This is a genomic window from Pseudorhodobacter aquimaris (genome assembly GCF_001202025.1).
In the GTDB taxonomy this organism is placed as follows: domain Bacteria; phylum Pseudomonadota; class Alphaproteobacteria; order Rhodobacterales; family Rhodobacteraceae; genus Pseudorhodobacter; species Pseudorhodobacter aquimaris.
This window is the reverse complement of the sequence record NZ_LGHS01000041.1, coordinates 18,419-45,299: the sequence shown is the minus strand read 5'-3', so window position 1 is coordinate 45,299 and position 26,881 is coordinate 18,419. Positions and strand designations below refer to the sequence as shown.

The 26,881-nt window shown below is 58.5% G+C and carries 24 protein-coding genes and 2 tRNA genes; 12 read left to right on the top strand and 14 right to left on the bottom strand.

The window, feature by feature from the left end:
* Positions 1 to 29: 29 nt before the first annotated feature.
* From AKU94_RS05500 to AKU94_RS05490, 3 genes are all read right to left on the bottom strand, one after another.
* Positions 30 to 1,355 (bottom strand): TRAP transporter large permease, encoded by a 1,326-nt coding sequence (locus tag AKU94_RS05500; protein WP_050526318.1) that lies wholly within the window; start codon positions 1,353 to 1,355, stop codon positions 30 to 32.
* The gene (locus AKU94_RS05495) at positions 1,355 to 1,861 is read right to left on the bottom strand and encodes a TRAP transporter small permease subunit (RefSeq protein ID WP_050526317.1); all 507 of its coding nucleotides are present in this window, start codon (positions 1,859 to 1,861) and stop codon (positions 1,355 to 1,357) included. Before AKU94_RS05495 ends, AKU94_RS05500 begins: the two co-directional genes overlap by 1 nt.
* 113 nt (positions 1,862 to 1,974) lie before the next feature.
* On the bottom strand, positions 1,975 to 2,334 hold the full coding sequence (locus AKU94_RS05490; protein ID WP_083444955.1) for an ArsR/SmtB family transcription factor: 360 nt from the start codon (positions 2,332 to 2,334) through the stop codon (positions 1,975 to 1,977).
* Positions 2,335 to 2,549: 215 nt separating this feature from the next.
* On the opposite strand from AKU94_RS05490, the gene purQ reads away from it, so the two are divergent.
* From purQ to AKU94_RS05475, 3 genes are all read left to right on the top strand, one after another.
* Positions 2,550 to 3,218, top strand: a complete 669-nt coding sequence (gene purQ, locus AKU94_RS05485; protein ID WP_050526316.1) for a phosphoribosylformylglycinamidine synthase subunit PurQ — start codon at positions 2,550 to 2,552, stop codon at positions 3,216 to 3,218.
* A gap of 113 nt (positions 3,219 to 3,331) precedes the next feature.
* Entirely contained in the window at positions 3,332 to 5,035 is a 1,704-nt protein-coding gene (locus tag AKU94_RS05480) for an ATP-binding protein (protein WP_157056442.1), read from the top strand.
* A gap of 3 nt (positions 5,036 to 5,038) precedes the next feature.
* Complete coding sequence (locus AKU94_RS05475) at positions 5,039 to 6,367, top strand: sigma-54-dependent transcriptional regulator (protein WP_050526314.1); 1,329 nt, start codon at positions 5,039 to 5,041, stop codon at positions 6,365 to 6,367.
* Between the two features lie 51 nt (positions 6,368 to 6,418).
* Here AKU94_RS05475 and AKU94_RS05470 read toward each other — a convergent pair whose 3' ends face one another.
* From AKU94_RS05470 to AKU94_RS05445, 6 genes are all read right to left on the bottom strand, one after another.
* Positions 6,419 to 7,720: a branched-chain amino acid ABC transporter permease gene (locus AKU94_RS05470; protein ID WP_050526313.1), complete on the bottom strand. Its 1,302-nt coding sequence runs from the start codon at positions 7,718 to 7,720 to the stop codon at positions 6,419 to 6,421.
* Complete coding sequence (locus AKU94_RS05465) at positions 7,717 to 8,727, bottom strand: branched-chain amino acid ABC transporter permease (RefSeq protein ID WP_050526312.1); 1,011 nt, start codon at positions 8,725 to 8,727, stop codon at positions 7,717 to 7,719. The genes AKU94_RS05470 and AKU94_RS05465 overlap by 4 nt, the downstream gene beginning before the upstream one ends.
* A gap of 45 nt (positions 8,728 to 8,772) precedes the next feature.
* A complete protein-coding gene (locus tag AKU94_RS05460; RefSeq protein WP_050526311.1) occupies positions 8,773 to 9,483 on the bottom strand; it encodes an ABC transporter ATP-binding protein in 711 nt (236 codons plus the stop codon).
* A gap of 81 nt (positions 9,484 to 9,564) precedes the next feature.
* Positions 9,565 to 10,347, bottom strand: a complete 783-nt coding sequence (locus AKU94_RS05455) for an ABC transporter ATP-binding protein (RefSeq protein WP_050526310.1) — start codon at positions 10,345 to 10,347, stop codon at positions 9,565 to 9,567.
* A 107-nt stretch (positions 10,348 to 10,454) separates the two neighbouring features.
* Complete coding sequence (locus AKU94_RS05450) at positions 10,455 to 11,639, bottom strand: ABC transporter substrate-binding protein (protein WP_050526309.1); 1,185 nt, start codon at positions 11,637 to 11,639, stop codon at positions 10,455 to 10,457.
* Between the two features lie 157 nt (positions 11,640 to 11,796).
* Complete coding sequence (locus AKU94_RS05445) at positions 11,797 to 12,810, bottom strand: GlxA family transcriptional regulator (protein WP_050526308.1); 1,014 nt, start codon at positions 12,808 to 12,810, stop codon at positions 11,797 to 11,799.
* A 162-nt stretch (positions 12,811 to 12,972) separates the two neighbouring features.
* Between AKU94_RS05445 and AKU94_RS05440 the strand changes: the two genes are divergently transcribed.
* Positions 12,973 to 14,343: a class II 3-deoxy-7-phosphoheptulonate synthase gene (locus AKU94_RS05440; RefSeq protein WP_050526307.1), complete on the top strand. Its 1,371-nt coding sequence runs from the start codon at positions 12,973 to 12,975 to the stop codon at positions 14,341 to 14,343.
* 138 nt (positions 14,344 to 14,481) lie between these two features.
* Here AKU94_RS05440 and AKU94_RS05435 read toward each other — a convergent pair whose 3' ends face one another.
* Positions 14,482 to 15,162 (bottom strand): PAS domain-containing protein, encoded by a 681-nt coding sequence (locus tag AKU94_RS05435; RefSeq protein WP_050526306.1) that lies wholly within the window; start codon positions 15,160 to 15,162, stop codon positions 14,482 to 14,484.
* Between the two features lie 241 nt (positions 15,163 to 15,403).
* Here AKU94_RS05435 and AKU94_RS05430 point away from each other — a divergent pair, with 241 nt between their 5' ends.
* Genes AKU94_RS05430 through AKU94_RS05400 form a run of 7 tightly spaced genes read left to right on the top strand, consistent with a single transcriptional unit; the run spans position 15,404 to position 22,201 of the window.
* Positions 15,404 to 16,297 (top strand): YicC/YloC family endoribonuclease, encoded by an 894-nt coding sequence (locus tag AKU94_RS05430; protein WP_050526305.1) that lies wholly within the window; start codon positions 15,404 to 15,406, stop codon positions 16,295 to 16,297.
* A complete protein-coding gene (gmk, locus tag AKU94_RS05425; RefSeq protein ID WP_083444954.1) occupies positions 16,297 to 16,962 on the top strand; it encodes a guanylate kinase in 666 nt (221 codons plus the stop codon). Before AKU94_RS05430 ends, gmk begins: the two co-directional genes overlap by 1 nt.
* Positions 16,959 to 17,477 carry a gamma carbonic anhydrase family protein gene (locus tag AKU94_RS05420; protein ID WP_050526304.1) on the top strand — a complete coding sequence of 173 codons (519 nt, stop codon included), beginning with the start codon at positions 16,959 to 16,961 and terminating at the stop codon, positions 17,475 to 17,477. The genes gmk and AKU94_RS05420 overlap by 4 nt, the downstream gene beginning before the upstream one ends.
* A 24-nt stretch (positions 17,478 to 17,501) precedes the next feature.
* Positions 17,502 to 18,530 carry an N-acetylneuraminate synthase family protein gene (locus tag AKU94_RS05415; protein WP_050526303.1) on the top strand — a complete coding sequence of 343 codons (1,029 nt, stop codon included), beginning with the start codon at positions 17,502 to 17,504 and terminating at the stop codon, positions 18,528 to 18,530.
* Positions 18,531 to 18,574: 44 nt separating this feature from the next.
* The gene (gene neuC / locus AKU94_RS05410) at positions 18,575 to 19,696 is read left to right on the top strand and encodes a UDP-N-acetylglucosamine 2-epimerase (RefSeq protein ID WP_050526302.1); all 1,122 of its coding nucleotides are present in this window, start codon (positions 18,575 to 18,577) and stop codon (positions 19,694 to 19,696) included.
* Entirely contained in the window at positions 19,689 to 20,927 is a 1,239-nt protein-coding gene (locus AKU94_RS05405; protein WP_050526301.1) for a 3-deoxy-D-manno-octulosonic acid transferase, read from the top strand. Before neuC ends, AKU94_RS05405 begins: the two co-directional genes overlap by 8 nt.
* Entirely contained in the window at positions 20,924 to 22,201 is a 1,278-nt protein-coding gene (locus AKU94_RS05400; protein WP_050526300.1) for a 3-deoxy-D-manno-octulosonic acid transferase, read from the top strand. Before AKU94_RS05405 ends, AKU94_RS05400 begins: the two co-directional genes overlap by 4 nt.
* A 105-nt stretch (positions 22,202 to 22,306) precedes the next feature.
* Here AKU94_RS05400 and AKU94_RS05395 read toward each other — a convergent pair whose 3' ends face one another.
* Positions 22,307 to 22,903, bottom strand: coding sequence for an acylneuraminate cytidylyltransferase family protein (locus AKU94_RS05395; RefSeq protein ID WP_232295690.1), 597 nt, complete (start codon positions 22,901 to 22,903; stop codon positions 22,307 to 22,309).
* A gap of 168 nt (positions 22,904 to 23,071) precedes the next feature.
* Here AKU94_RS05395 and AKU94_RS05390 point away from each other — a divergent pair.
* Positions 23,072 to 23,147: transfer RNA gene (locus AKU94_RS05390), tRNA-Val, on the top strand.
* A gap of 114 nt (positions 23,148 to 23,261) precedes the next feature.
* On the opposite strand, the gene AKU94_RS05385 is transcribed toward AKU94_RS05390, so the two are convergent.
* The 3 genes from AKU94_RS05385 to AKU94_RS05375 all read right to left on the bottom strand — a co-directional run bounded on the left by AKU94_RS05385 (position 23,262) and on the right by AKU94_RS05375 (position 26,873).
* Positions 23,262 to 23,335 (bottom strand) — tRNA-Gly (locus AKU94_RS05385).
* A gap of 85 nt (positions 23,336 to 23,420) precedes the next feature.
* Positions 23,421 to 25,469: an ASKHA domain-containing protein gene (locus AKU94_RS05380; RefSeq protein ID WP_050526299.1), complete on the bottom strand. Its 2,049-nt coding sequence runs from the start codon at positions 25,467 to 25,469 to the stop codon at positions 23,421 to 23,423.
* 99 nt (positions 25,470 to 25,568) lie between these two features.
* A complete protein-coding gene (locus AKU94_RS05375) occupies positions 25,569 to 26,873 on the bottom strand; it encodes an HlyC/CorC family transporter (protein ID WP_050526298.1) in 1,305 nt (434 codons plus the stop codon).
* Positions 26,874 to 26,881 lie beyond the last annotated feature (8 nt).

Genomic DNA, 26,881 nt, shown 5'->3' with positions numbered 1-26,881 from the left:
GTTGAAAGGGCGGTTGGATCCGCCATTGGTTAGTGTCGAAGCGTATTGGGCAGCCAAAGTGCAAGCTGCGGGAAAATCATCACAATCGCCAGCGCCAGCGCCATAACGCCCACAAAAGGCACGATAGAGCGGTAAATATCGACCAGACTGACCTCTTTGGGTGCCATGGCGCGCATCAGGAACAGGTTATAGCCAAAGGGCGGCGTCATATAGGCAATCTGACAGGTCATGGTATAGAGCACACCGTACCAGACCAGATCGAATTCCAGAATTTTCACCAGCGGCACATAAAGCGGCGCGACGATCACCAGCATGGCGGTATCGTCCAGAAATGTCCCCATCAGGATAAAGGAAAGCTGCATCAGGATCAGCACCTGCCATCGCCCAAGCCCGAGGTTGTCAAGGAACAGCCCCTTGATCGCATCCACCGCGCGCAAGCCGTCAAACACCGCACCAAAGGCCAATGCAGCAAGGATGATCCACAAGAACATGCAGGAAATCGCCAGCGTCTGACGGGTCGCGGTTTCAAACACGGCCCGCGTCATCCGCCCCTTGGCCACCGCCACCAGAACCGAGGCCACCGCCCCGATCACCGAGCTTTCGACCAGCCGCGTATAGCCGGTCACGAAAGGCACCATCATCACCAAAAAGATCCCGAAGGGCAAAAGCCCTGCCATCAGCAGACGGTATTTCTCGGCCTTTGGCACGGCGGCAAGTTCATCGGCGTCCAAAGCCGGCCCAAGCGCGGGGTTCAACTTGCAGCGTATCCAGATATAGGCAATGAACATCAAAGCCATCATCAACCCCGGCACAATCCCCGCCAGCCACAGATCCGACACCGATTGCCGCGCGATCAGCGCATAGAGCACCAACACCACCGAGGGCGGCACAAGGATGCCCAGCGATGACCCCGCCTGAATGACCCCTGTCACCATCCGCTTGTCGTAATTGCGTTTGAGCAGCTCAGGCAGGGCGATCGTCGCGCCAATTGCCATCCCCGCCACCGACAGCCCGTTCATCGCCGAAATCAGCACCATCAACAGGATCGTCCCGATCGCAAGCCCCCCCGGCACAGGACCGAACCAGACATGAAACATCCGGTAAAGATCATCGGCAAGACGGCTTTCCGACAGCACATATCCCATGAAGATGAACATCGGCAACGTCAGCAGCGGGAACCAGCCAATCACCTTGATCGTCTGGGCAAAGGCAAGATCATAACCCCCCCGATCCCCCCAAAGCAGCAAGGCCGCCACCACAGCCACAAAGCCGATCACCCCGAACATGCGCTGCCCAGTCATCAGCATCATCAGCATGGAGCCGAACATCAGCGCCGCAATCATATCGTAAGACATCAGATTTCCTGTCCCCGCAGCTTGGCAACATCGCGCAGGAAAAACGCGCTGCATTGGGCCAGCATCATCACAATTCCAAAACACATGACCATTTTAACCGGCGCCATATAGGGCCGCCACATACCAGATTTCCGTTCACCATATTCCAGCGCGTAGGCCGTGCTTTCGACCCCGCCCCACAGCAACACCGCTAAATAAAACAACAGCGCAAAAATGGTCACGGCATCCACCAGCGCCTTGGTGCGCGTGGACCAGTTGGAATAAAACACATCCATCCGTACCGCCGATCCCATCTGCAAGGCATAGGCCCCGCCCAGCATGAAATACCCCGCCAGCAGGAACTGTCCCATCTCATCGGTCCAGATTTGCGGATGCCAAGCCGCCCGCGAGATCGCCCCCCAAAGCAGAACCGCCATCAGCGCAAAAAGCAGATACATCGCCACTCTTCCGATACGCTTGTTCCATTTTTCAACGAAATGCACATAGCGGATCAGAAAATTCGGCATAGCCCCTCCAGAAATGCCTTATGGCAAATTTTGACCTTTCGGTCAGCATGGCGAGACAGAAATCAGATTGCAAGTATCTTGGGCGCAGGATTGCAGATTTTTGGCATCCGCCCTCAGGCGCAAAATATCTCGTGAATCAATGACATCATCTGCTGGGCGCGCGGATCACTGACCGTGTAATAGATGGCTTTGCCGTCACGTCTGGATTCAACCAACCCTTCCAGCCGCAACCGTGCAAGCTGCTGACTGACAGCGGCCTGCCTGCTGCCCAAAAGGGTTTCCAACTCGGTCACCGACTTTTCACCCGATATAAGGTGACACAAGATCATCAGCCGCCCCTCATGCGAAAGTGCCTTGAGAAAATTGGCGGCTTTTTCTGCCTGACGGATCAATTCCTCGGCCGGGATGACCTCATCCACGACAGCAGGGGTGCCATCCAGTACAAGGTCGCGTGCATGGGTATCGACAGACATTCAAAGGGCTTTCGATCAAAAAACAGAGGTTACCTAGATAATACAGCAACCGACAATGTTCAAGAAACGGATTTCACGGCACGCCCTGCGGCCAAAGCCCGCAGCCAAAACCGGAAGGCCAAAATTAGCAGCGGCGAAAGACAATCGCAGGGCTGGAACAGCGCGCCGCTTTGGGCTATGGGATGCGTTATCCCTATTGCCGTAAAGGATCACCCATGAAAGCCGCTGTCCTTACCTTTCCCGGATCAAATTGTGATCGCGACCTTGCCGTATCCTTTGAACAGGCCGGGGCGCAGGTTCACCGCGTTTGGCACAAAGACACCGCATTGCCCGAGGGCATTGATGTGGTGGCGGTTCCGGGCGGATTTTCCTTTGGCGACTACCTGCGGTGCGGGGCGATTGCGGCACAAAGCCCGATCGGGGCGGCGGTGCGTGCCCATGCGGCGCGCGGCGGTTATGTTCTGGGCATTTGCAACGGGTTTCAGGTGCTGACCGAAATGGGGCTGCTGCCCGGTGCCTTGATGCGCAATGCGGGGCTGAAGTTCATCTGCAAGCCGGTCGGCCTGAAGGTTGCCACGACCAATAGCGCCTATACAAACGCTTATACCGCAGGACAGGAAATCACTATTCCGGTCGCCCACCATGACGGTAACTACAGCGCCGATGCGCAAACCCTTGCCAAATTGCAAGATGAGGACCGGATCGCCTTTACCTATACTGACAACCCCAACGGCTCTGCCAATGCGATTGCGGGGATCTTGTCGGAAAACCGTCGTGTGCTGGGGATGATGCCCCACCCCGAACGGGCAAGCGAGGTTTCGCATGGCGGCACCGATGGGTCGGTGCTTTTCCGCTCGCTTACCGGCGCTTTGGCGCTTGCATAATACTGTCACGCTTGAGGTTATGACGCTCTCGCCGTAAACCGACCGGCATGAATGACGTAGCCACCCCCAATCAGCCCGCGCAATCGGCCCAGTCTCGCCGGTTGTCTTGGGTTATGCGCGGGTTGATCGCAGCACTTTTTGCGGCGGCGGTTGCCATGGTTCTGGTGACCAATTCCTGGCTGACGGATCGCTTTACCGAGGCCACCCGCAACCGTGCAGAACTGCGGCTTGCACTTTATACCGGCAACCTGATTTCAGAGCTGCAACGTAATTCGGTCGTGCCCCTCTTGTTGGCCCGCGATCCTGAGTTGATTCGCGCCCTGAACGACGGGCAATATGCCAGCACCTCGGCGCGGTTGATCTCTTTTCAGGCCGAGATCGGCGCCGCCTCTATTCTTCTGTTGGACAAGGACGGGCGCGCGGTGGGGGCGACAAACCGCAACCTGCTTGGTTCGGCGCACCGCAGCACGGCCTATTTCGTGGATGCGCAGCGCACCAAGGACACGGTGTTTTCAGCCCAGCCACGCGAAACCGGCGGCAATGATTTCACTTATTCGCGTGCGGTGATCGCCGATAACCGGATGATCGGTGTGATCGTGGTCGCGGTTGATCTGATGAAATATGAACGCGCCTGGGCCGGTCTGACCGATGCGGTTCTGGTCACCGACAGCGAAAACCGCGTGATCCTTGCGACCGAGCCGCGGTGGCGCGGGTTAAGTCTGGACGAGGCGCTGGCGGTCCAAGACCCGCCAAGCGCGATCGAGCGCGCCGTTCGCGCCACAACCGACTGGAGCCAGAGCCGCCCCGACGCCTATCTGCGCGGCACTGCCGTTATGAAGACCGAGGCGCGCGTGCCGTTTCGCGGTTGGCGCATCCAGACCTTTACTGCTTATGATTCCGTGCGTGAAAAGGTCAACGGCGTTCTTGCGCTGGAAATCATGGGGTTTGCGATCCTGCTGGCAGTGACTTTTTATCTGTTGTCGCGCCGGGCATGGTCGCAAAGCGCGACCTTTCAGCGTGAAAGCGCGGAATTGCGCCTGTTGAACGCGCGCCTGAAGCGCGAAATCGCGCAACGGGAAAAGGTGCAAAAAGATCTCGCCGTGGCAGAGCTGACACTGGCGCAATCGTCAAAACTTGCCGCTTTGGGCGAAATGTCGGCTGCGGTCAGCCATGAGTTGAACCAGCCGCTGGCCGCGATGAAAACCTATCTGGCCGGTGCGCGGCTGTTACTGCAACGCCACCGCCCCGAAGAGGCGCTATCCTCATTCCAGCGCATCGATGATCTGATCGAACGTATGGGCGCGATCACCCGGCAACTCAAATCCTATGCCCGCAAGGGGGGCGAGGCCTTTGAGCCGGTGGACGTGCGGGCCTGTTTGTCCAGTGCGCTGTCGATGATGGAGCCACAGTTGAAAACCCGTGTGGTCCAGATCACGCGCGATCTGCCGCGCAATCCGGTCATGGTGATGGCGGATCGCTTGCGGTTGGAACAGGTCATCATTAACCTGCTGCGCAATGCACTTGATGCGACCAAAGACACCCCCGAGCCGCGCATTGATATTGCGGTGGTGGTGGATCATTCGGTCCATCTGACGGTGCAAGATAATGGCGTCGGACTGAAAAGTCTCGAAAACCTGTTCGAGCCATTCTACACGACAAAAAAACCCGGAGAGGGGGTCGGCCTTGGGCTGGCCATCTCATCCGGGATTATTACAGATTTGGGCGGTCGATTGATCGCACGCAATGGTGACAAGGAGGGGGCTGTATTTGAGGTACAACTTCCCATATTGGGCACAGAATTGACAACAGCGGAGTAAACTATGGCGCGTGCAATGAAGGTCGCGATTGTCGATGATGAGGCCGACATGCGGCAATCGATCAGCCAGTGGCTGGCCCTTTCGGGCTTTGAAACCGAAACCTATGCCTCGGCCGAAGAGGCGCTGAAAAAGATCGGCGCGGATTATCCCGGTGTTGTGGTTTCAGATATCAAGATGCCGGGCATGGATGGCATGGCCTTCCTGAAACGCTTGATGAGTGTTGATAGCGGCCTGCCGGTGATCATGATTACGGGCCACGGCGATGTGCCGATGGCCGTGGAGGCGATGCGCGTGGGCGCATTCGATTTCCTCGAAAAACCGTTCAACCCGGACCGGATGACCGAGCTGACCAAGCGTGCTACGCAAAGCCGGCGGATGACACTCGATAGCCGCGCATTGCGCCGTGAGTTGTCCGATGGCAGCGTGTTGATGCAAAAGCTGATCGGCACCTCGGCCGAAATGGAACGCTTGCGCGAGGATATTCTGGACCTTGGTCAGGCCGATGGCCATGTGCTGATCGACGGCGAAACCGGCACTGGCAAAACCCTTGTGGCCCATGCGCTCCATGCTGTGGGGCCGCGGGCCTCCAAGAAATTCGTGACCATCTCTTGTGCGGCCTGGTCCGAGGATCAACTGGCGGCCAAGCTTTTCGGCCCGATGGAAGACGGCGGTATCCCCTTGGTCGAGGAGGCCCGCGGCGGCACCCTTTGCCTTGAGGATATCGACAGCCTGTCACATGGCCTGCAATCGCGGCTTTTGACGATGATCAACGAGCAAGGCAGCCCGCCGGAAACCCGCATCATCGCCATTGTGAACGAACATGCCCCCGATAAAACCATCGAGGACAGCCTGCGTCCCGACCTCTATTACCGCCTCGGCGCGCTGACGATCCTTTGCCCGCCGTTGCGCGCGCGCGGAGAGGATATCCTGACGCTGTTCACGCGGCTTTCGGAACAATTCGCCGAGGAATACGGCTGTGAGGCGCCGCAGGTTGCCGCCCAAGAGGCCGCACAATTGCTGCAAGCACCTTGGCCGGGCAACGTGCGCCAATTGGTGAATATCGCCGAACGCGCCGTTTTGCAGAACCGTCGTGGGTCCGGCTCTATCGCGTCGCTGCTAATGGCGGATAACGAGGCAACCGGCCCCGCGCTGACCACCGAGGGCAAACCGCTGAAAGATTACGTCGAGGCGTTTGAGCGTATGCTGATCGATAACACGATGCGCCGTCACAAAGGCTCTATCGTTTCGGTGATGGAAGAGCTGTGCCTGCCGCGCCGGACCCTGAACGAGAAGATGGCGAAATATTCGCTGACCCGTTCCGACTATACCTGACGGCGGCACCTGAATGGGCGGGGCGGGGGCACAACCCTCCGCCCCGTTTTCTTATTTCTCGGGGATCAACCCGCGCGGGCTGAACCGCAAGACCAACAGCAAAATCACCCCAAGCGTCAGCAAACGCATATGCGGCGCGGAATCGATCAGATGGGATTTCAGCGCCCCTTCCGACATCGCCGAAGTGATCACCGACATCACCCCCGGCCCAACGCTTTCCACGATCAGCCAGAGCCAGCCAATCAGCAAACCGCCCAGAACCGCGCCCCAGTTGTTGCCCGATCCGCCCACGATCACCATCACCCAGATCAGGAAGGTAAAGCGCAAGGGGTTATAGGTGCCCGGCGTCAATTGCCCGTCCATAGAAGTCATCATCGCCCCGGCAAAGCCGACCACAGCCGAGCCGATGACAAAGATTTGCAGATGTCTGCCCGTGACATCCTTGCCCATCGCGGCCGCCGCCACCTCATTGTCGCGGATCGCACGCATCATCCGGCCCCAAGGGCTGTTGAGGGCGCGTTCCGACAGCCAGATCACCGCCAGCAGCACAACGGAAAAGAGCGCGGCATAGAGAAGCTTTACAACGATGGTCGAGGCGCTGACCGGATCAAACCCGTAACCCGCCGCCCATTCCAGAAAACCCGCAGATTGCTGCAGGTCCACCTCATAGGGCACCGGCCAAGGGCGGGGCAGGCCGATCATGTTTTTCACGCCCCGCGCCAGCCAATCCTCGTTTTTCAAAACGATGATAACGATCTCGGCAATGCCCAAGGTGGCAATCGCCAGATAATCCGACCGCAGGCCCAACGACACCTTACCGATCGCCCAAGCCGCCACTGCCGCCAGAACACCGCCCAAAGGCCAGGACAGGATAGAGGGCAGGCCAAGCCCGCCGATATTGCCTGCCGTCGCGGGGTTCACCGCCTCAACCGCCGCCACTGACGGGTCAAACAGCGCGCGATAGGCGAAAAACCCGACCGTGATCACAACAAAGAGCGCCAGATTGCGCAAAGCCCCCTTGCGCATCCGCTGGTACACTTGGGTTGCGGCCACAATCACGGCAATGCCAAAGGCAAGCCCCGCCATAATGCCCCAACCACCCGCCGCCCAGCCCTCCGGCTCTGGCGGGGCGGCGACCAGCACCACGGCCAAGCCCCCCAAGGCGGCAAAGCCCATGATGCCGGTGTTGAACAATCCGGCATAGCCCCATTGCATATTCACCCCCAAGGCCATGATCGCCGAGAGCAAACCGAGGTTGAGGATATTCAGCGCAAGGTTCCAGCTTTGGAAAAATCCGGTGCCGAGATAAAGCACCGCAACCAGTGCAAATAGAAACAGGTTCCGCATATTCATCCTGATTTCCCCTTAAACAGCCCCGTTGGCATAAACAGCAAAACGATGATCAGAATGATGAAGCTTACCGCCAGTTTGTAATCGGTGGACATCAGCTGCACCAATCCGTCCGGCGCCATATCGGCAGGCACCAGATAACCGATCACCTTTTTCCACGCATAGGTCACAAAGACCTCGGAATAGGCGACGACAAAACCGCCCGCAATCGCGCCCAAAGGGTTGCCAAGCCCGCCCACAACCGCGGCGGCAAAGATCGGCAGCAAAAGCTGGAAATAGGTGAAGGGTTTGAAGGATTTGTCCAATCCGTAAAGCACCCCCGCAATCGTCGCCAGAATAGCCACCAAGATCCAGGTGACCCTGACCACATGGTTGGGGTTGATGCCCGACAAAAGCGCCAGATCCTCATTATCCGAAAACGCCCGCATGGATTTTCCGGTCCGTGTCTTTTGCAAGAACCAGAAGAGCCAGGCGACCACCAGAACGGCGGTGACGATGGTGACGGCCTGGGTGGTTTTCAGGGCCATGCCCTCATTCAAACCGCTCCATTCCTTGAACTCCCGCGCGGTAAAGACAAAACGTTCGCCATCGGTAAAGTTTTGCTCTTCAACCCCGATCATGATGCGGGTGATGCCGTTCATCACAAACATCACCCCCAGCGAGACGATCACCAAAATCGTCGGCGCCACCTTTTGTTTTCGGTAAAACCGGTAGACCGAAAAATCGGTGGCCAGCAGCAGCCCCACAGTCACCAGAATGCCAAAGGGCAGGGCGAGAAGGGCGGTGGGCAAGGGGCCGAAACTGACCCCCATCGCTTGCAGCCCCCAAGTTCCATAGATCGTGGCCATGGTGCCAAAGGCCATCGTGTCGCCCTGGGCAAAGTTGGAAAAGCGCAGGATGCCGTAAACCAGCGTGGCCCCCAGCGCCCCGAGCGCAAGCTGCGCCCCGTAAGCCGTTGCCGGAATAAACACGAAATTCGTGAAGGCAACGATTGCGTTGAGAATATCCATCAGGTTTGCTCCTGGCTTGTTATCTGTCGGGGTCCCAGTTCCATATCAGCCCCCCAGGAAACTGCGGCGGACATCGGGGTCTTGCATCAAGGCCTGTCCGGTGTCGGTAAAACGGTTGGCGCCTTGCACCAGCACATAGCCCTTATCCGCAATCTCAAGCGCTTGGCGCGCATTCTGTTCCACCATCAGAATGGAGATCCCCGCGCGGGCGATCTCGATGATGCGGTCAAACAGCTCATCCATCACGATGGGCGAGACACCTGCCGTCGGCTCATCCAGCATCAAAACCTTGGGCTTGGTCATCAACGCGCGGCCCACGGCAACTTGCTGGCGCTGGCCACCCGAAAGTTCGCCCGCGGCCTGCCGGCGCTTGTCCTTGAGGATGGGAAAGAGGTCATAGATCTGTTCCATCGTGCCCGAAATATCATCACGGCGCAAAAACGCCCCCATCTCGAGGTTTTCCTCTACGGTCATGGAGGTGAAGATATTAGAGGTCTGCGGCACAAACCCCATCCCCTTGGCCACGCGGTCTTGCGGGCTGAGCGCAGTGATATCCTCACCGTCCAGCAATACGCGGCCCGAGCGCAGGTGAAGCATGCCAAAGACCGCCTTCATCGCGGTGGATTTGCCTGCCCCGTTAGGGCCGACGATCACGGCAATCTCGCCCTTTTCGACCGCAATCGTGCAGCCATGCAAAATATCGGCCGCGCCATAGCCGCCGGTCATCCGCTCACCAATCAAAAACGGTTCGGCCATTACGCCCCCTTGGGTGACATAATGCACCGCAGTTTTATCTGTTCAAAAAATTCCAATCGCGGGGCTCCGCGCCGTATCAAATTACGCATTGGATTTCACTTTATTTTTCAGGCCGGTGCCAAGATAGGCCTCGATCACGCGCTCATCATTCTTGACCTCATCCACTGTGCCTTGCGCCAGCACCTTGCCCTCGGCCATGCAGATCACCGGATCGCAAAGCCGCGCGATGAAATCCATGTCGTGTTCAATCACACAAAAGGTATATCCGCGCTCTTTGTTCAGGCGCACAATCGCATCGCCGATAGTGTTGAGCAGCGTGCGGTTCACGCCGGCGCCCACCTCATCGAGAAACACGATCTTGGCGTCGACCATCATTGTGCGGCCCAGCTCCAACAGCTTTTTCTGCCCACCAGAGATGTTGGATGCTTTTTCATCGGCCAGATGGGTGATGGTCAGAAATTCCAGAACCTCATCGGCCTTGTCACGAATGCGGCGTTCCTCCTCGGCGACACGCCCGCGACCGAACCAGGTATTCCACAGTGTTTCCCCCGCCTGATTTTCGGGCACCATCATAAGGTTTTCACGCACCGTCATCGATCCGAATTCATGCGCGATCTGAAAGGTGCGCAGCAGGCCCTTGTGAAACAACTCATGCGGAGGCAGGCCGGTAATATCCTCACCTGCCATGAGAACCTTGCCACAGCTTGCCGGAAGACGCCCTGCGATCACATTGAACAAGGTGGTTTTCCCCGCCCCGTTCGGCCCGATCAACCCGGTAATGGAACCGGTCGCAATTTCAAGCGTGGCCCCGTCCACGGCATGGAACGCGCCAAATTTCTTATGCAGATTCTGAACAGAAATCATTTTGACTCAAATCTCCCCCGCCAGCATTTTGGCATGCTGTTACAAATTAAAAAGCGCCCCGAAAAGACAAAACCTTTCGGGACGCTATAACCTAAGGTTGTCGGAGATTAGCGATAGCCATCAGTCACGAATGCTCCGTCAGTGACAGTAAACTCACGAAAGCTGCCAGCGGATTCGCCGTTGCCGATAAACTCGACCGCGGTTGCGCCGACATAATCGATATCGGTGCCCGCCGCGATCAGCTCCAGCGCGCGGCCCAGCTGGCCGGGTTCGATTTTCTCGCCCGGTGCGTTGGCGATATCCATCACCTTGGCGGTCCAGTCTTTGGAATCGGTTGATTGCGCCGCCTGCATCGCCAGCAAGATCAGAGCCGCCGCATCATAGCTTTCACCGGTGAAAGAGGATGTCGGATCGAAACCTGCCGCTGTTGCCAGCTCTGCAAATTTTGCCGCCCCCTCGGAATCAGTGCCCGGAATTGTGCCGTAGGTGCCGTCCAGCCCGCTGCCGATGGCCTCGATCAGGCTGTCGCCATACATGCCGTCGGGCAGATAGAATGTGTCAAAAGCGCCGGTATCCAAAGAGGCCTGAATGATGCCTTTGCCGCCTTGGTCCACATAACCCGCGACGACCAGCACATCGCCACCGGCCGCGGCCAATGTGGCCACTTCGGCGGAATAGTCGGCCTTGCCGTCTTCATGCGCGGTATTGGCCGTCACCGATCCGCCTTTTGCCTCAAAGGCGGCGGCGATACTGTCGGAAAGGCCTTTGCCATAATCGTTGTTGGTGTAGGAGATCGCAATGGATTTCGCGCCGCGGTCGATCAGGATCTGGGCGGTCACTTCACCCTGACGGGCATCAGAGGGCGATGTGCGGAAGAACAGCCCGTCATCCTCGGCATCCGAAAGCCCCGGAGAGGTCGCCGAAGGCGAGATCATACCAACACCATTGGGCCGCGCCACGTTTTGCAAAATAGAGCCAGTCACCCCGGAGCAATCCGCGCCCACAATCGCGCTTACGCCTTCCACGGTGATCAAACGCTCTGCCGCGGCGGTGGCGGCGGTGGCGTCGATACAGGTGCTGTCAGCGCGGACAGAATCCACATTGCTGCCGCCCATGAAATTGCCCGAGGAGTTGACCTCCTTGATTGCCAGCTCGGCCGAGGCCGCCATGCTTGGCGTGATCGATTCCAGCGGGCCGGTATAACCAAAGATAATCCCGACCTTTACATCCTCGGCAAATGCGCCGCCTGCCATCAACGCCGTCGCGGCAGAGGCCAACATCAATTTTTTCATTTTTTACTCCCTAATGGAACTTGTTCCTACTGGAAGCCTAGACGCAGTCCTTTCAAAAGAAAAGGCTCCAAAACATGCCAAATCAGGGGTGTGTGGCGCTCGCCAAGCTATTTAGACAGCATAAATGAAGCCGCCGCGCCATGACCTTAGGGAAGCTTCAAAGCGTTGCTGGCCGGGAGACCCCGCCTTGGGTGCCACGCTCACGGTAGGGGGTGGTGGAATAATGCGCGCGGTAGCATTTGGAGAAATGCGAAGGCGAGGCAAAACCGCAGGCAAGCGCCACATTGATCACCGACATATCGGTCTGCATCAACAGATTGCGTGCCTTGGACAGGCGCAGCTCCATATAATAGCGCTTCGGGCTGCGGTTCAAATAGCGCCGGAACAGACGTTCAAGCTGGCGCGTGGACATGCCCACATCCTCGGCCAGATCGGCGGGGCTGATCGGTTCCTCGATCGCGCCTTCCATGATCTGAATGACCTGAGACAGCTTTGGGTGGCGCACGCCGATCCGCGTGGGAATGGACAGCCGCTGGGTATCCTGATCGGTCCGGATAGAGGAATAAATCAGCTGGTCGGCCACGGTATTTGCGACCTCATTTCCATGATCGACCGAGATAATCCGCAGCATCATATCCAGAGAGGCGGTGCCGCCGGCCGTGCTCATCCGGTTGCCATCGATCACAAAGATCGAACGTGTCAGGCTGACCTGCTCGAATTCCTCCATAAAGCCGTCCTGGTTTTCCCAATGGATCGTGGCCCGGCGTCCGTCCAGCAACCCCGCTTTGGCCAAGGCATAGGCCCCTGTACAAAGCCCGCCGATCGCCACTCCGCGCCGGGCCTCGCGTCGTAGCCAGTTCAGAACCCCCTTGGTCGTTGCCTTTTGCACATCGATACCGCCACAAACCAGAACGGAATCTTCGCGGTCGATCTCTTCCAAACCGATATCCAGTGCAAAACTCGCCCCGCCAGAACATTTAACAAACCCGTCACCTTCGCCCGCCAGCACCCAGCTATAGGCATCGCGCCCCATCACGCGGTTGGCAATGCGCAGCGGCTCTATCGCGCTGGCAAAGGACAGCATCGTAAACTGGTCCAAAAGCAAAAAAACAAAACGTTTTGGTGCGCTATCCTTGGCAATAGAAGTAGCTTTTTTCAGAATAACAGACATTCTTCACCTTTGATGAGGGGGCTTCACCTATGAAATGAGGGGCCCAAACCAAGGAAACAGCAAAACGCAGGTTCGGCAAGGGGGGCAGGGCCTTTCAGGCTTTGCAATCGGTTGCTTATTCCGTATACCCAGACAGATACCGCTAACTTTCGGAGAAGACCGATGACGCAGGCTTGGAAAAAATCAGATTGGCGCAGCAAACCACGGGTGCAGATGCCCGATTATCTGGATGCAGATGCCTTGAACGCTGTTGAGGCCCAGCTTGCGAAATATCCGCCCCTGGTTTTCGCCGGTGAGGTGCGCCGCCTGAAAGAAAAGCTGGGCGCCGCCTCTGAGGGCAAGGCATTTTTGTTGCAGGGCGGCGATTGCGCCGAGAGCTTTGCAGAGTTTTCTGCCGATAACATCCGTGACACATTCCGCGTTATGTTGCAGATGGCCGTGGTGCTGACCTACGGCGCCAAAGTGCCTGTGGTCAAAGTGGGCCGGATGGCAGGGCAATTCGCCAAGCCGCGTTCCGCCCCGACCGAAGTTATCAACGGTGAGGAATTCGCCAGCTACCGCGGTGACATCATTAACGGGTTCGAGGCCACACAAGAAAGCCGGATCCCCGATCCCAACCGGATGTTGCAGGCCTATACGCAGGCCGCCGCCAGCCTGAACCTGCTGCGCGCCTTTTCCACGGGTGGTTTTGCCGATATTCACCGCGTCCATTCCTGGACCCTTGGTTTTGCCGAACATGACAAGGCAGAGCGTTACCGCGAATTGTCGAACCGCATTTCGGATGCGCTTGATTTCATGGTGGCCGCAGGTGTCGACAGCTCCACCGCGCATCAACTTTCCAAGGTCGATTTCTACACCAGCCATGAAGCCTTGTTGCTGGAATATGAAGAGGCGCTGTCGCGCGTTGACAGCATCTCGGGCCAGCCGATTGCAGGGTCAGGGCATATGATCTGGATCGGGGATCGCACCCGTCAGCCCGACGGCGCCCATGTGGAATTTGCGCGCGGCGTCTCAAACCCGGTCGGGTTGAAATGCGGGCCGACAACCACCGCCGATGATCTGAAGGTTCTGATGGCCAAGCTGAACCCAGAAAACGAGGCGGGCCGCCTGACCCTGATTGCGCGCTTTGGCGCGGGCAAGGTCGGGGATAACCTGCCACGCCTGATCAAGACAGTGCAGGAAGAGGGGGCCAAGGTCTTGTGGTCTTGTGATCCGATGCACGGCAATACGATCAAGGCGGCTTCGGGCTATAAGACCCGGCCCTTCGACTCCGTCTTGCGTGAGGTGCGGGAATTCTTTGCGATCCATCAGTCCGAGGGCACCATCCCCGGTGGCGTACATTTTGAAATGACCGGCAAAGATGTTACCGAATGCACCGGTGGTCTGCGGGATGTCACGGATGAGAACCTCTCGGATCGGTATCACACCGCGTGCGATCCGCGCCTGAATGCCAGCCAGTCGCTGGAATTGGCCTTTTTGGTCGCCGAAGAGTTGTCGAACATCCGCAATATCGACCGTCGCATTGCGATGTAGGGTATCAGGGGCTTTGTTTTGCAGGGCCCTTTGATATTTTGGCACCGAAATTGATTTGAAAAAAAGCCGTCAGAATTCTGGCGGCTTTTTGTTAAATCAACGACGGCATTGATAATCCAAGATTGATATCGACAGAGCTTACTCCACAAGCCGCAGATAGGGCGCAGATTTCTTGCGCGGCCCCCTGAACGGGATTGCCGCCTCGGCAAAGGCGCGTGGTTTGCTGGACTCAAGCACCAATGGTTGAAAACCCGTGGGCCTTTCTGGAAGGGCCTCGGGGGCGGGCTGATAAATCCTTTTGACGCTGGATGCTGTAATCTCGAACCGGCGCGGGCTTCGGCCTGTCTTGCCCTCAATCGCCATACAGCCAAGCGCCATTGCAATACGGCCCCGTGTATCAAGCAACGGCAGCACCAGCATCCGTGCAGATAACGCGGGCCGTCCGATGCCACGTTCGGCCGCAAGGTCCATCGTCAGCCGTGCCGGATCCTCAAATACGCTTGCAAGACGGTCGGCGACATCCTGCCGCGCAGCAGGCCCAAAGATCGCAGAGAACGGTAGGCCACGCACCTCCATCCCCATGAATTCGGCGAAATCCAGACCGGCGATTCGAAAACGCGCGACGCTGGGGGCCACCCGTTCAATCAAAAAGGTAGAGGAAAGAGCCCCTTCGATTCCGCGGGGGCTGATCTGCGTACGCTGGGGAATGCTGTCCCCGTCGCGCAAGGCTTCCCAATAAGCCGCAAGCTGTGGCAATGGGTCAAGTCGGGACTTGCGGGACAGGGCATCGTCTTGGTCCGTTTCGATAAATGTTGTCATATCCGTACCCTGTCCGCACCGCTTTGGCGTGGCCCCTTAAATTGTTGTGTCCCTCTTGCATTCCTAACTGTGTCCATTCCCGCATCGTCTGGGAAACTATGTTAAGAATACGGCAAGAAGCCTTACTAAAACCTTAAATTACACGAAGCCTACTGCATTTGGCAAATAAACAATATAAATGGTAAATAACGGGCTTATCCGCCGCGCGCAACACAACATCTAGTTGGAAAGATCTGTATATATGACCAAATCCATGACCGGCTATGCCACCAAGCAAGGCCGATTTGCGGCTTATTCATGGCAGATCGATCTCCGCTCGGTGAATTCCAAGGGGCTGGATCTACGGTTGCGGGTGCCAGAATGGATTAACGGGCTCGAGGGGCAAATACGCAAGCTTCTCTCTCAACAGCTGGCCCGCGGCAGCATTTCGGTCACCTTGAAAGTCACGCGCGAGGATGCGGGTGAAAATGCACTGCGGCTGAACACGCAGGCTTTGCATCGGGTCCTTTCCATGCTGGGCCAGATCGAGGAGGCCGCTATGACCAATGGCGTAACCCTCGCTCAGGCAAGTCAGGCAGATGTGCTGGTGATGCGCGGTGTGATGGAGCAAAGCCAGACCGAAGAAGACAGCGCACCGCTGGCCGCCGCCCTCATGCAGGATTTCCAAGCCGCGCTGGAGGATCTGAAAACCATGCGCGCACAAGAGGGTGCAGCCCTACACACTGTTATCCAGACCCAACTTGCACAGATAAAAGCCTATATCACCATCGCCAAGACCGAGGCCGAAAAACGCAGCCAGACCGCCGCCGAAACCCTGAGGGATAGTGTTCAAAAACTGTTGCAAACCACCGATACTATTGAAGAGGGGCGACTTGCGCAGGAATTGGCCCTGCTGGCCGTCAAATCCGATATCCGTGAGGAACTCGACCGTTTGCACGCGCATACGGATGCGGCCCGCGCCCTGATCGCGGCGGATGTTCCCGTCGGTCGCAAACTTGATTTCCTGATGCAGGAATTCATGCGAGAGGCAAATACCCTGTGTTCCAAGGCGCAATCCCTGGCACTGACGCGGGTTGGGCTTGACCTGAAAACCGTGATAGACCAGATGCGTGAACAGGTTCAAAACGTGGAATGATGATGCCATATACTTCGGGGCCAGACAGTGCCAACCGCCGCGGGCTTTTGCTTATTCTCTCGTCGCCCTCGGGGGCGGGAAAATCCACCCTTGCGCGGATGTTGATGCAATGGGATCCGACGATCCGCTTTTCCGTTTCGGCCACGACCCGCGCCCCGCGTCCGGGCGAAGAGGACGGGCGCGAATATTATTTCCGCGACCGTGCCGATTTCGAGGCGATGATCGCGGCGGGCGAGATGTTGGAACATGCTGAGGTGTTCGGCAACTTCTATGGCTCGCCCAAGGCGCCGGTTGAGGCGGCGATGCAAGAGGGGCGCGATACGTTGTTTGATATCGACTGGCAGGGCGGCCAGCAGATTCGCAACTCTTCGTTGGGCCGCGATGTGGTATCGATCTTTGTGCTGCCGCCGTCGATTGCCGAGCTTGAAAGCCGCCTGCGTGGTCGTGCGCAGGACAGCGATGAGGTTATTACCGGCCGTATGGAGAAAAGCCAGAGCGAGATCAGCCATTGGGCGGAATACGACTATGTTCTGGTGAACCAGGAGTTGGACCAGACCTTTACCCAGCTTCGCACCATTCTGGAGGGCGAGCGCCTGCGCCGTGACCGCCAGCCGCAACTTTCCAACTTTGTCCGCAGTCTCAATCAGGAGTTTGACGCCAGATGATTTACGCCCTCGACGGATACGCCCCGAAAATCCACGCCGACACTTGGGTGGCGGGTGATGCCAATCTGATTGGCAAGATCGTGCTGGAAGAGGGGGCGAGCATCTGGTTCGGTGCCACCCTGCGCGGCGACAATGAAGAAATTCTGATCGGCGCGGGCAGCAATGTGCAAGAAAATTCTGTGCTCCACACCGATATGGGCTATCCGCTGACGATTGGCGCCAATTGCACCATCGGCCATAAGGCGATGCTGCACGGTTGCACCATCGGTGAGGGCTCCTTGATCGGGATGGGGGCAACCGTGTTGAACGGTGCACGCATCGGCAAGGGCTGTTTGATCGGGGCGGGGGCCTTGATCACCGAAGGCAAAGAGATCCCCGATGGCAGCCTTGTGATGGGTGCACCGGGCAAGGTGATCCGGGTGCTGGATGCTGAGGCGCAGAAAAAGCTGCTGGAATCGGCGGCCAATTACCGCGCCAACATGCGGCGTTTTCGGGATGGATTGCGGCGGGTATAACCGCGCTAAAAGGGAATGTGACAGATGAAAATCGGTAACCGTGAGATCGGCCCCGCCCATCCGCCCTTGGTGATCGCCGAAATCGGCATCAACCATGGCGGCAGCCTTGAGGTGGCACGCGAAATGGTGCGGCTTGCGGCGCTTTCGGGCTGTGAATGCGTCAAGCATCAGACCCATATCCTCGAAGACGAGATGACGGAGGAGGCGAAATCGATCTTTCCGCCCAATGCCGATGTCTCCATCTGGGATGTGATGGCGGGTTGTGCGCTCTCGCTGGAGGATGAGCGCAGCCTGAAGGATTATACCGAAAGTTTGGGGATGATTTACCTGTCCACCCCGTTCAGCCGGGCGGCGGCGGATTTTCTGGAAAGCCTCGATGTGCCAGCCTATAAGATCGGATCAGGCGAGGCGGACAACCTGCCGTTGATCCGCCACATCGCGCGCAAGGGCAAGCCGGTGATCATGTCGACGGGGATGCAGAGTATCGAGTCCATCCGCGCATCGGTCGAGATTCTGGATGCGGCGGGGGTGGATTACGCGCTTTTGGAATGCACCAACCTCTACCCCAGCCCGCCGGAAATTGTGTCGCTGAAAGGGGTTACTGACCTAAAGGCAGCCTTTCCCAAGGCTGTTGTCGGGTTTTCCGACCACTCCATCGGGCCGGAGATGGCACTGGCAAGTGTCGCCTTGGGCGCAAGCATTGTGGAGCGGCATTATACCGACAGCCGCTACCGCATCGGGCCGGATATCATCAACTCGATGGACCCGGCAGAGCTGCGCCACCTGATCGACCGTTCGCGTGAAATCTGGATTGCCGCGAACAACCCCAAACGGCGCACCGAGGCCGAAGAGCCCGTCTACCGCTTTGCCCGCGCAAGCGTGGTGGCCGACCGTGATCTGGCCGCAGGCCATGTGATCACCGAATCCGACATCTGGGCACGTCGCCCCGGCAGCGGAGAGATCGCGGGCTATGATTTCGACAAGGTGGTGGGCCGTCGGCTGACACGTGCGGTTACACGCAACACCCAGTTGAAATGGGATGATCTGGCGTAACCCTGTAAATGGGTATATGCACACAACAGTAAAGAGGGCCGCGCATGACGCGCAAATTGCTTTTCGTGACCGGAACCCGTGCCGATTTTGGCAAGCTGGAACCGCTCGCCTCTGCCGCGAAAGCGGCGGGGTTCGAGGTCTCATTTTTCGTGACCGGCATGCATATGATGGCACGCTACGGGCTGACCAAGCTTGAGGTGCAGCGCCTCGACGGCATCATGGCCTATGAGTTTCTCAACCAGCGCCCGAATGATCCCCAAGATATGGTGCTGGCCAAAACCGTAATGGGGTTTTCCGATTTCGTCACCGAAATGCGCCCCGATCTGATCATCACGCACGGTGACCGCGTTGAGGCGCTGGCCTGTACCTTGGTCGCGGCGACCAATTACATCCGTTCCGGCCATGTCGAGGGCGGCGAGGTGTCCGGCACCATCGACGAGATTTTCCGCCATTGTAACACCAAGCTCGCCTCGGCGCATTTCGTCTCATCCGAGGCCGCCGCCCGCCGCGTGATGGCACTGGGCGAGCCGCAATCAGCGGTGCATGTCATCGGCTCACCCGAGCTTGATTTCCACTCGCGCCCCTCTGGCGTGACAATCGATGAGGTGCGCGCGCGCTATGGCATCGGATTCAAGGACTTCGGGATTTGTGTGTTCCACCCCGTCACCTCCGAACAGGCCACCATGGGCGTACAGGCGCGTGATCTTTACGCGGCGCTTGAGGCCTCGGGCCGGAATTTCGTGCTGATCGCACCGAATAACGATCCCGGCTCCGAAGAGATCTTTGATGTCATCAATGCCCTGCCCAAAGAGCGTTTCCGCCTTTTGCCCTCAATGCGTTTCGCGCATTTTTCAGAGTTGATGAAGAATGCAGCCTGTATGATCGGCAATTCAAGTGCCGGTGTACGTGAGGCCCCCTTTCTGGGCATTCCCTCGCTCGATATCGGCACGCGTCAACATAACCGCTCTGATGCGCCCTCCATTCGTTTTGCCGATGCAGGGGATGCCGATACGATTGCCGCTTTTCTGGCCGATGAATGGGGAAATTCCCATCCGCGGCATGAGGGCTTCGGCTCCGGCTCTGCCGCCGAGCGTTTTGCCGCAGTGCTGAAAGACCCCGAATTCTGGGCGCGTGGATTGCAAAAAGAGTTTCAAGACCTTGGATAAGCCCCGTTCCCCGACAAGGGCCTTGCGCGCCTATATGATGCTGACGCGGATGCTGGCGCCCTTGGCCCCAATGCACCTGCGGCGCCGTTTGGCCCAAGGGCGCGAAGATCCGGCCCGTTGGCAAGAAAAGCTGGGGCAGGCGGGCAGGCCACGACCCAAGGGGCGGCTGATATGGCTGCACGGTGTTGGCGTGGGCGAGGTGATGGCCCTGCGCGGGCTGATCGCGGCCATGGGGCGCGCTGATCCACGGGCGCATTTTCTGATAACCTCCTCGGCGCGATCCTCGGCGCAGGTGGTGGCGGGCAACCTGCCGCCGCGCAGCATCCACCAATATTTGCCGATTGATGCGCCGGCTTTTGTGGCGCGGTTTCTGGAGCATTGGCAACCCGATCTATCGATCTGGAGTGATCAGGAAATCTGGCCTGTTTGCACGCTAGAAGCAGACAGACGCGGTATCCCCTTGGTATTTCTGAATGCGCGGATCACGGATCAATCCTTGGAAAAGAAACGTTTTATCAAGCCACTCTACGAAGATGTTCTGAGACGGTTTCAACTTGTTCTGGCCCAAGACAGCCGTAGTGCCGCAAACCTGAAGGCGCTTGGTGCAAGCGCGGTTGAGATCGCACCTTCGATGAAATCCGCGGCACCAATGCTTGCCGTGGACGAGGCGGAACTTGCACGGATGCGGGCGATGTTTGACGGGCGGCGGATCTGGGTTGCGGCCTCTACTCACCCCGAGGATGAGGCCGTGGCATTGGCCGCACAGGCACAGCTTTTCGCCGATGATCCGCGTTGGCTGCTGGTTCTGGTTCCGCGCGATCCCAAGCGAGAGTTGTTGCTCGATCAGCCCTTTGCGAGGCGCAGCGCGGAAGACAACCTGACCGATCAGCCGGTCTATCTTGCCGATAGTTTTGGCGAGCTTGGGCTGTGGTACAGGCTGGCCGATGCCGCATTGATCGGCGGCAGTTTCAGCGCAGTCGAGGGCCATAACCCGTGGGAGGCATCCGCCTTGGGGACGGCCGTTCTACACGGCCCGCGCATTGAAAATTTTGCTAATGATTTCAATGCCCTTCACATGGCTCAGGCCGCCAAAGAGATAACGGATGCGGCCTCTTTGGTCCGCGCACTCAAGGGCGATCTGGCCCAGATGGGCTTGCGCGGGCAGTCACGGGTCCGTCGTGCGGCGCCCTTGGACGGCTTGGCCAAACAGCTTTTGGGGATGGCAAAGTGAACCGTTTCCCCGGCTTCAAACTTCGGATCGCCCTTTGGGGCTACGCACTGTTGTGGGCGCTCGGCCTGCCTTTGGCCTTGTTCTATCTCTGGCGCAGGGGCCGCAAAGACTCCGATTACCGCAGCCATATCGCGGAACGCTTTGGCCTTGGTGGGACGCCAATGGCGGATGCGGTCTGGGTACATGCCGTTTCCTTGGGGGAGTTTCGCTCAGCGGTGCCATTGATCAACGCGCTGTTAGAGCAGGGGGAACGGGTGGTGATCACCCATTTCACGCCCGCAGGTAGGCGCTCCTCAACCCAGATTTATGCCGATGAGATCGCCGCAGGGCGGGTGCGGGTGGTTTGGGTCCCGTTTGAGTTGGGCTTTTGTTTCGCGGGGTTCTTTCACCGTTTCACCCCCAAATACGGGCTGGTGATGGAGGTGGAGGTTTGGCCACGCATGATCATGGCCGCCCGCCGCCACGATATCCCACTCTTCATGTGTAATGCGCAATACCCCAGTAAAGCCTTTGAGCGTGATGGGAAAATCGGCCTTAGGGCACAGCTTATGCAAGGGTTTGCGGGAGCTTTGGTAAAATCCGATCTTCAGGCGCGCCGTTTTGCCCAGGTCGGTGTCACAGGGATTGAGATAACCGGTGAGCTGCGCTTTGACCAACCAATCCCGCCTGCACAGATCGCCGCGGGGCGTACGCTGAAACCTGCGCGTGACATCGTGGTCATCGCCAGTGCGATCGAAGGTGAGGATACTGGATATATAAGCGCAATCAGGGCTGTGCGGGACGTTCGTGACACGCTTTTTGTCTATGTCCCACGCCGTCCTGAACGTTTTGATGAGGTGGCCCAACAGATCGAAGCCGCCGGTCTGCGTCTGGCGCGGCGGTCCAAAATTCTGGCCAAAGACCTTTCCGGCAACCTGCCCGAGGGCATCGACGTTTTCTATGGAGATAGCCTCGGCGAAATGTATTTCTATCTGGCCATGGCTGATCGTGTGGTCGTCGGGGGCGGTTTCAACCCTAAGGGCGCGCATAACATCATCGAGCCGCTGGCCCTGAAAAAGCCGGTTCTGGTCGGGCCCGAAACATGGACCATCGAGTACCCGTTCACCGAGGCAGAGGCCGCAGGGGTGGCGCGATCAGTCCCCGACTTTGAGGCTTTGGCACAGGCCCTGATCGCGCGGGACGATCCCACGCCTGCACAGATCGATGCGTTTTTCGCCGCCCATGCCGGCGCTACGGCCCGGACCCTTGCAGGGATCGCGGCCCTTAGGGCTTAGGCTTCAGGCCTGCGTCTATTTGATCTTGCAACAGGAACTCGACAATCCGCAGATCAAACGGGCTGTCGACATCATGACAACGTTCCGCCGACAGAACATAGGGGATCACCCGCCCGTCATAGAGCCCTTCGGCGCGGCGCAGATAGTCCGGTGCCACGACATAGACCACGCCGACATGCTCATAGACCACCGGCGCTTGCTGACGCGCCAGAACGCGGCCGGGCAGGGGCTTGGAGACATGCAGCGCGCCATTTCATCCGGCTCCACAAGGTTGAAATAGGGGTTCTTGCGCGCCTCACAGCAGGACATGACCATATCGGGATTCTCGGCGGCAAAAAGATCCAGCGCATTGGTGATATCCGAGGGCAGCCGCAGCGGCGACGTGCAGTCGAGGTCAAGAAAAGCCGTCGCGGGGCCAGTGATCGCCTCGGTCACCTCGAGCGCGTGTTGCCAGACGTGGAACTTGCCGGCGGTATCGGTCGCCAGATGGGCCGGGCGCAAACCGATATCCAGCGCGCCCCGCTTGACGGCATGTTCATACATCACCTCATCATCGGTGGAGACAACGACCGCATCCACGCGCGGCTCGTTAAACAGCTGGTCCAGCGACCAATCCATCAATGGCTTGCCGCAAACAGGCCGGAAATTCTTGCCCGGCACCCCTTTGGACCCTTTGCGCACGCCGATATGGCCGATGATCATGGCTTTCCCCTTTGGATTGGCAGCCCTGAAAATGCCAACCTTCGGCGGGCTTTGCAATGGGCCGGAGAAGCCCTAGGCGCGCCTTGCAAGAAATTAACGGACAACGTGAAAAAAAACCACAAAGGCCTCTTGCAGCACTCAAAGGCTTGGGCTAATTAGACGCCAGTCGGGTGATTAGCTCAGTTGGTAGAGCGCTTCGTTTACACCGAAGATGTCGGCGGTTCGAGCCCGTCATTACCCACCATTTTCCTTCTTTTTATAGTGAAGAAACAGCAGTCTGTATTGGTTGCTTTGGCGCGCATAAAACCGACCATTTGGCATGGCGTGTTTATGGGGACGTATGCATAAAATGTGGGGATGGAGCGGGTGAAGGGAATCGAACCCTCGTATTCAGCTTGGGAAGCTGCTGCTCTACCATTGAGCTACACCCGCGTTGAGCGTTGAAATAGGGCAGCGCGGCGGTGGCGTCAAGCGGGTTACCGCGCCGGCTGGCGATTTTTGCCTGTCCCCGTTGAATTCAGCCGCGGCGGCGTCTGCGCCCGCCTGATGTCTCTACGCCGCCGGAATTGAAGGTCACCTCGGGCAATGTCACAACCTTGAACAGATGGGGAAAACCCTCAACCGCATTGGGGATGTTGGAGGCATTGACGAAATGCTCTTGAAAGCGCGGCTCGATGGCGGTTTCGATCTTGTGGATCTGTGCCACGGTTTGTTCCACCTCGGCCCGCGCGGCACGGTTGAGAAGGGCAATCCGCGCGCCGGTCCCTGCGGCATTGCCCGCCGATGTCACCTTATCCAATGGCACATCGGGGATCATCCCCAAGACCATCGCATGTTTGGGGCTGATATGCGCGCCAAAGGCCCCGGCCAGCACGATCCGGTCGACATGATCGACGCCGAACCTATCCATCAACAGCCGCGCACCGGAATAGAGCGCGGCCTTGGCCATCTGGATCTCGCGGATATCGCGGTTGGTCACGGTGATCACCGGCCCGCCCGTCGCACTGCCGTCCCAAACCATATAGGAATGGGTGCGCCCGTCGAGAAAACAGCGCGTGGTGCCGGTTTGGACAGACGAGCCGATCAAGCCAGGCCCGTCCACGATACCGGCGATGCGCATCTCGGCCACCATCTCGATGATGCCCGACCCGCAAATGCCGGTGATGCCGGTGCTGGCCACGGCCGCCTCGAACCCCGGCTCATCCGACCAGAGATCCGAACCGATCACCTTGAATCGCGGCTCTTTGGTGACGGGGTCAATTTCCACCCGCTCGATCGCGCCGGGGGCGGCTCGCTGACCCGAGCTGATCTGCGCGCCCTCAAAGGCGGGGCCGGTGGGGGAGGAGCACGCCAGCACTTTTTCGCGGTTGCCCAGCAGGATTTCCGCATTGGTACCAACATCGACAATCAAGACAAGGTCCTCGGATTTCTCGGGGGCTTCGGACAGGGCCACAGCGGCGGCATCGGCCCCCACATGCCCCGCAATGCAGGGCAGGATATAGACCCGCGCCGAAGGATGCATCTGTAGCTCAAGATCATGGGACGTCAGGTGCAAACTGCCCGAGGTTGCCAGCGCAAAAGGGGCCTGACCCAGCTCAAACGGATCAATCCCGAGGAAAAGATGGTGCATCACCGGATTGCAGACAAAGACCGCATCCATGATCAACCCGACATCAACCTCGGCCTCGGCCGCCGCCTGGGTGAAAAGCGCGTTCATCCCCGCCCGCACCGCCGTTGTCATATCGGCAGCCCCCGTCGGGTTCATCATCGAATAGCTGACGCGGCTCATCAAATCCTCGCCAAAGCGGATTTGCGGGTTCATCAGACCGGAGGAGGCCAGAACCTCACCCGTGCGCAGATCGCACAGATGGCCCGCGATGGTGGTGGAGCCAAGATCAACCGCCATGCCGTAAACCGTGCCCTCATAAAGCCCCGGCCAGACATGCATGATGCGTGGGGTTACACCCTCTTGGGCGCGGTGCACCGCCACGGTGACCTTCCAATCGCCCTTGCGCAAGATCGGTTGCAAGGTTGTCAGCACCGACAGATCAGCCCCAAGGTGATCCAACTGCCATTGATCGCGCAGCGCGGCGGTCAGCCGCTCAAAATCACCCGAGGGATCGTGCATATCCGGCTCGGCCACCTCAACGTAATGCAGCGTCACCGAGGGGTCGAGCGTGATTTCCCGCGCCTCGGCACGTTTGCGGATCACCTGTTTGTGGAGCTGGCTTTCGGGGGGGACATCAATGACCACATCGCCCTGCACCTTTGCCTGACAGCCCAAGCGCCGCCCCTCGATCAGCCCGCGCTTGGATTTATAGCGCTCCTCGACCGCGTTCCATTCCGACAGCGCATCCGCGCCCACCGTCACACCATGTTTGGCAAAGCTGCCATAGCCGGGGGTGATCTGACAGCGCGAACAAATCCCGCGCCCGCCGCAAACGCTGTCGAGGTCGACGCCTAACGCGCGCGCCGCCGTCAAAACCGGGGTGCCATGCGCAAAGCGTCCACGTTTGCCCGAGGGCGTAAAGATCACCAAAGCGTCTTTGCCGGATTCTGGCGTCATGTCGTTCCCCCAAGTGCTTTGATCTGTTCTAAGCCCCCGCGCGCGCCTTGCATCGCCTCAAAGCGGCATTCGGCGGCACGGTTGCGCCGCCGCCCGCGATCAAAGCGGACGGATTTTCAACGTTGTAATCCGGTTTTCCTTGCGCTGCGCCACCTCAAAGCGGAAGCCGTGAAAGCTGAAAACCTGCCCCTCATTAGGGATCAACTGCGCCTCGTGGATCACCAGCCCTGCAATGGTGTTGGCCTCCTCATCGGGCAAGCCCCAATCGGTTATGCGGTTCAGGTCGCGGATGGTCATCGCGCCCTCAATCACATAATCTCCGGCCTCGGTCCGCGCAAAGGGTTGGTCCTTTTCCACAATATCAAATTCGTCCCGAATCTCGCCGACGATTTCCTCCAGAATATCCTCAAGTGTGAGCAAGCCGCGCAGGGCGCCATATTCATCCACCACCAAGGCAAAATGCGTGCGCCGTTTCAGGAACTGGCGCATCTGGTCATCCAGAGGGGTGGTTTCGGGCACGAAATAGGGTTTCATCGCAACCTTGAGGATATCCAGCTCATCCAGCTTGGCGATCCGGCCAGACCCCGACCGCAAAAGCTTTTCAACCTCGCGCAAAAGGTCTTTGGAATGGACAACTCCGAGGATATTTTCATCATCGCCAAGATAGACGGGCAGACGAGTATGGGGCGAGGCCAACACCTGGCTCAGGATATCATTCGGCGCTTTGGCGGCATCGATCATCTCGATCTCGCGGCGGTGGCGCATGATCTCATCCACGGTGCGGTCATGCAGGTCCAGCGCGCCCAGCAGGCGATCACGGTCTTCTTTTTGCACAGCCCCTTCGGAATGGCCAAGGGCGATGGCACCGGCAATCTCTTCGCGCAGGGCCAAGAATTTGCTGTTGGGATCGGTGCGCACCCCGAACACATACAAGATACCGCGCACAAGACGGCGCACAAGGTTCACTAGGGGCGAGAACACCGGAATGATCAGGCGGATCACCGGCGCCACGCGTGAGGCGGCCAGTTCGGCATTGGTGATGGCATAGGTTTTTGGCAGCACCTCGGCAAAGATCAGCACCAGCATGGTCATCACCAGCGTCGCCAGCGCCACACCGCTTTCACCAAAAAGCCGCGTCATCAGGGCCGTCGCCAGCGCCGCCGAGAGAATGTTAACCACGTTATTGCCCAGCAAGAGCGCGCCGATCAGCTTTTCGCTGTCGTCTGTCACATCCAGCGCATGCTCGGCCCCCTTGGACCCGCGATCGGCCTGCGCGCGCAGCTTGCCCCGCGATGCCGCCGTCAGCGCGGTTTCAGAACCGGAGAAAAATGCCGAAAGCACCAGAAGGCCCAGAATTGCTGCAGCCGTCAGCCATAGCCCCGTGTCGAAAACAGTCTCGTCCACAATAAATC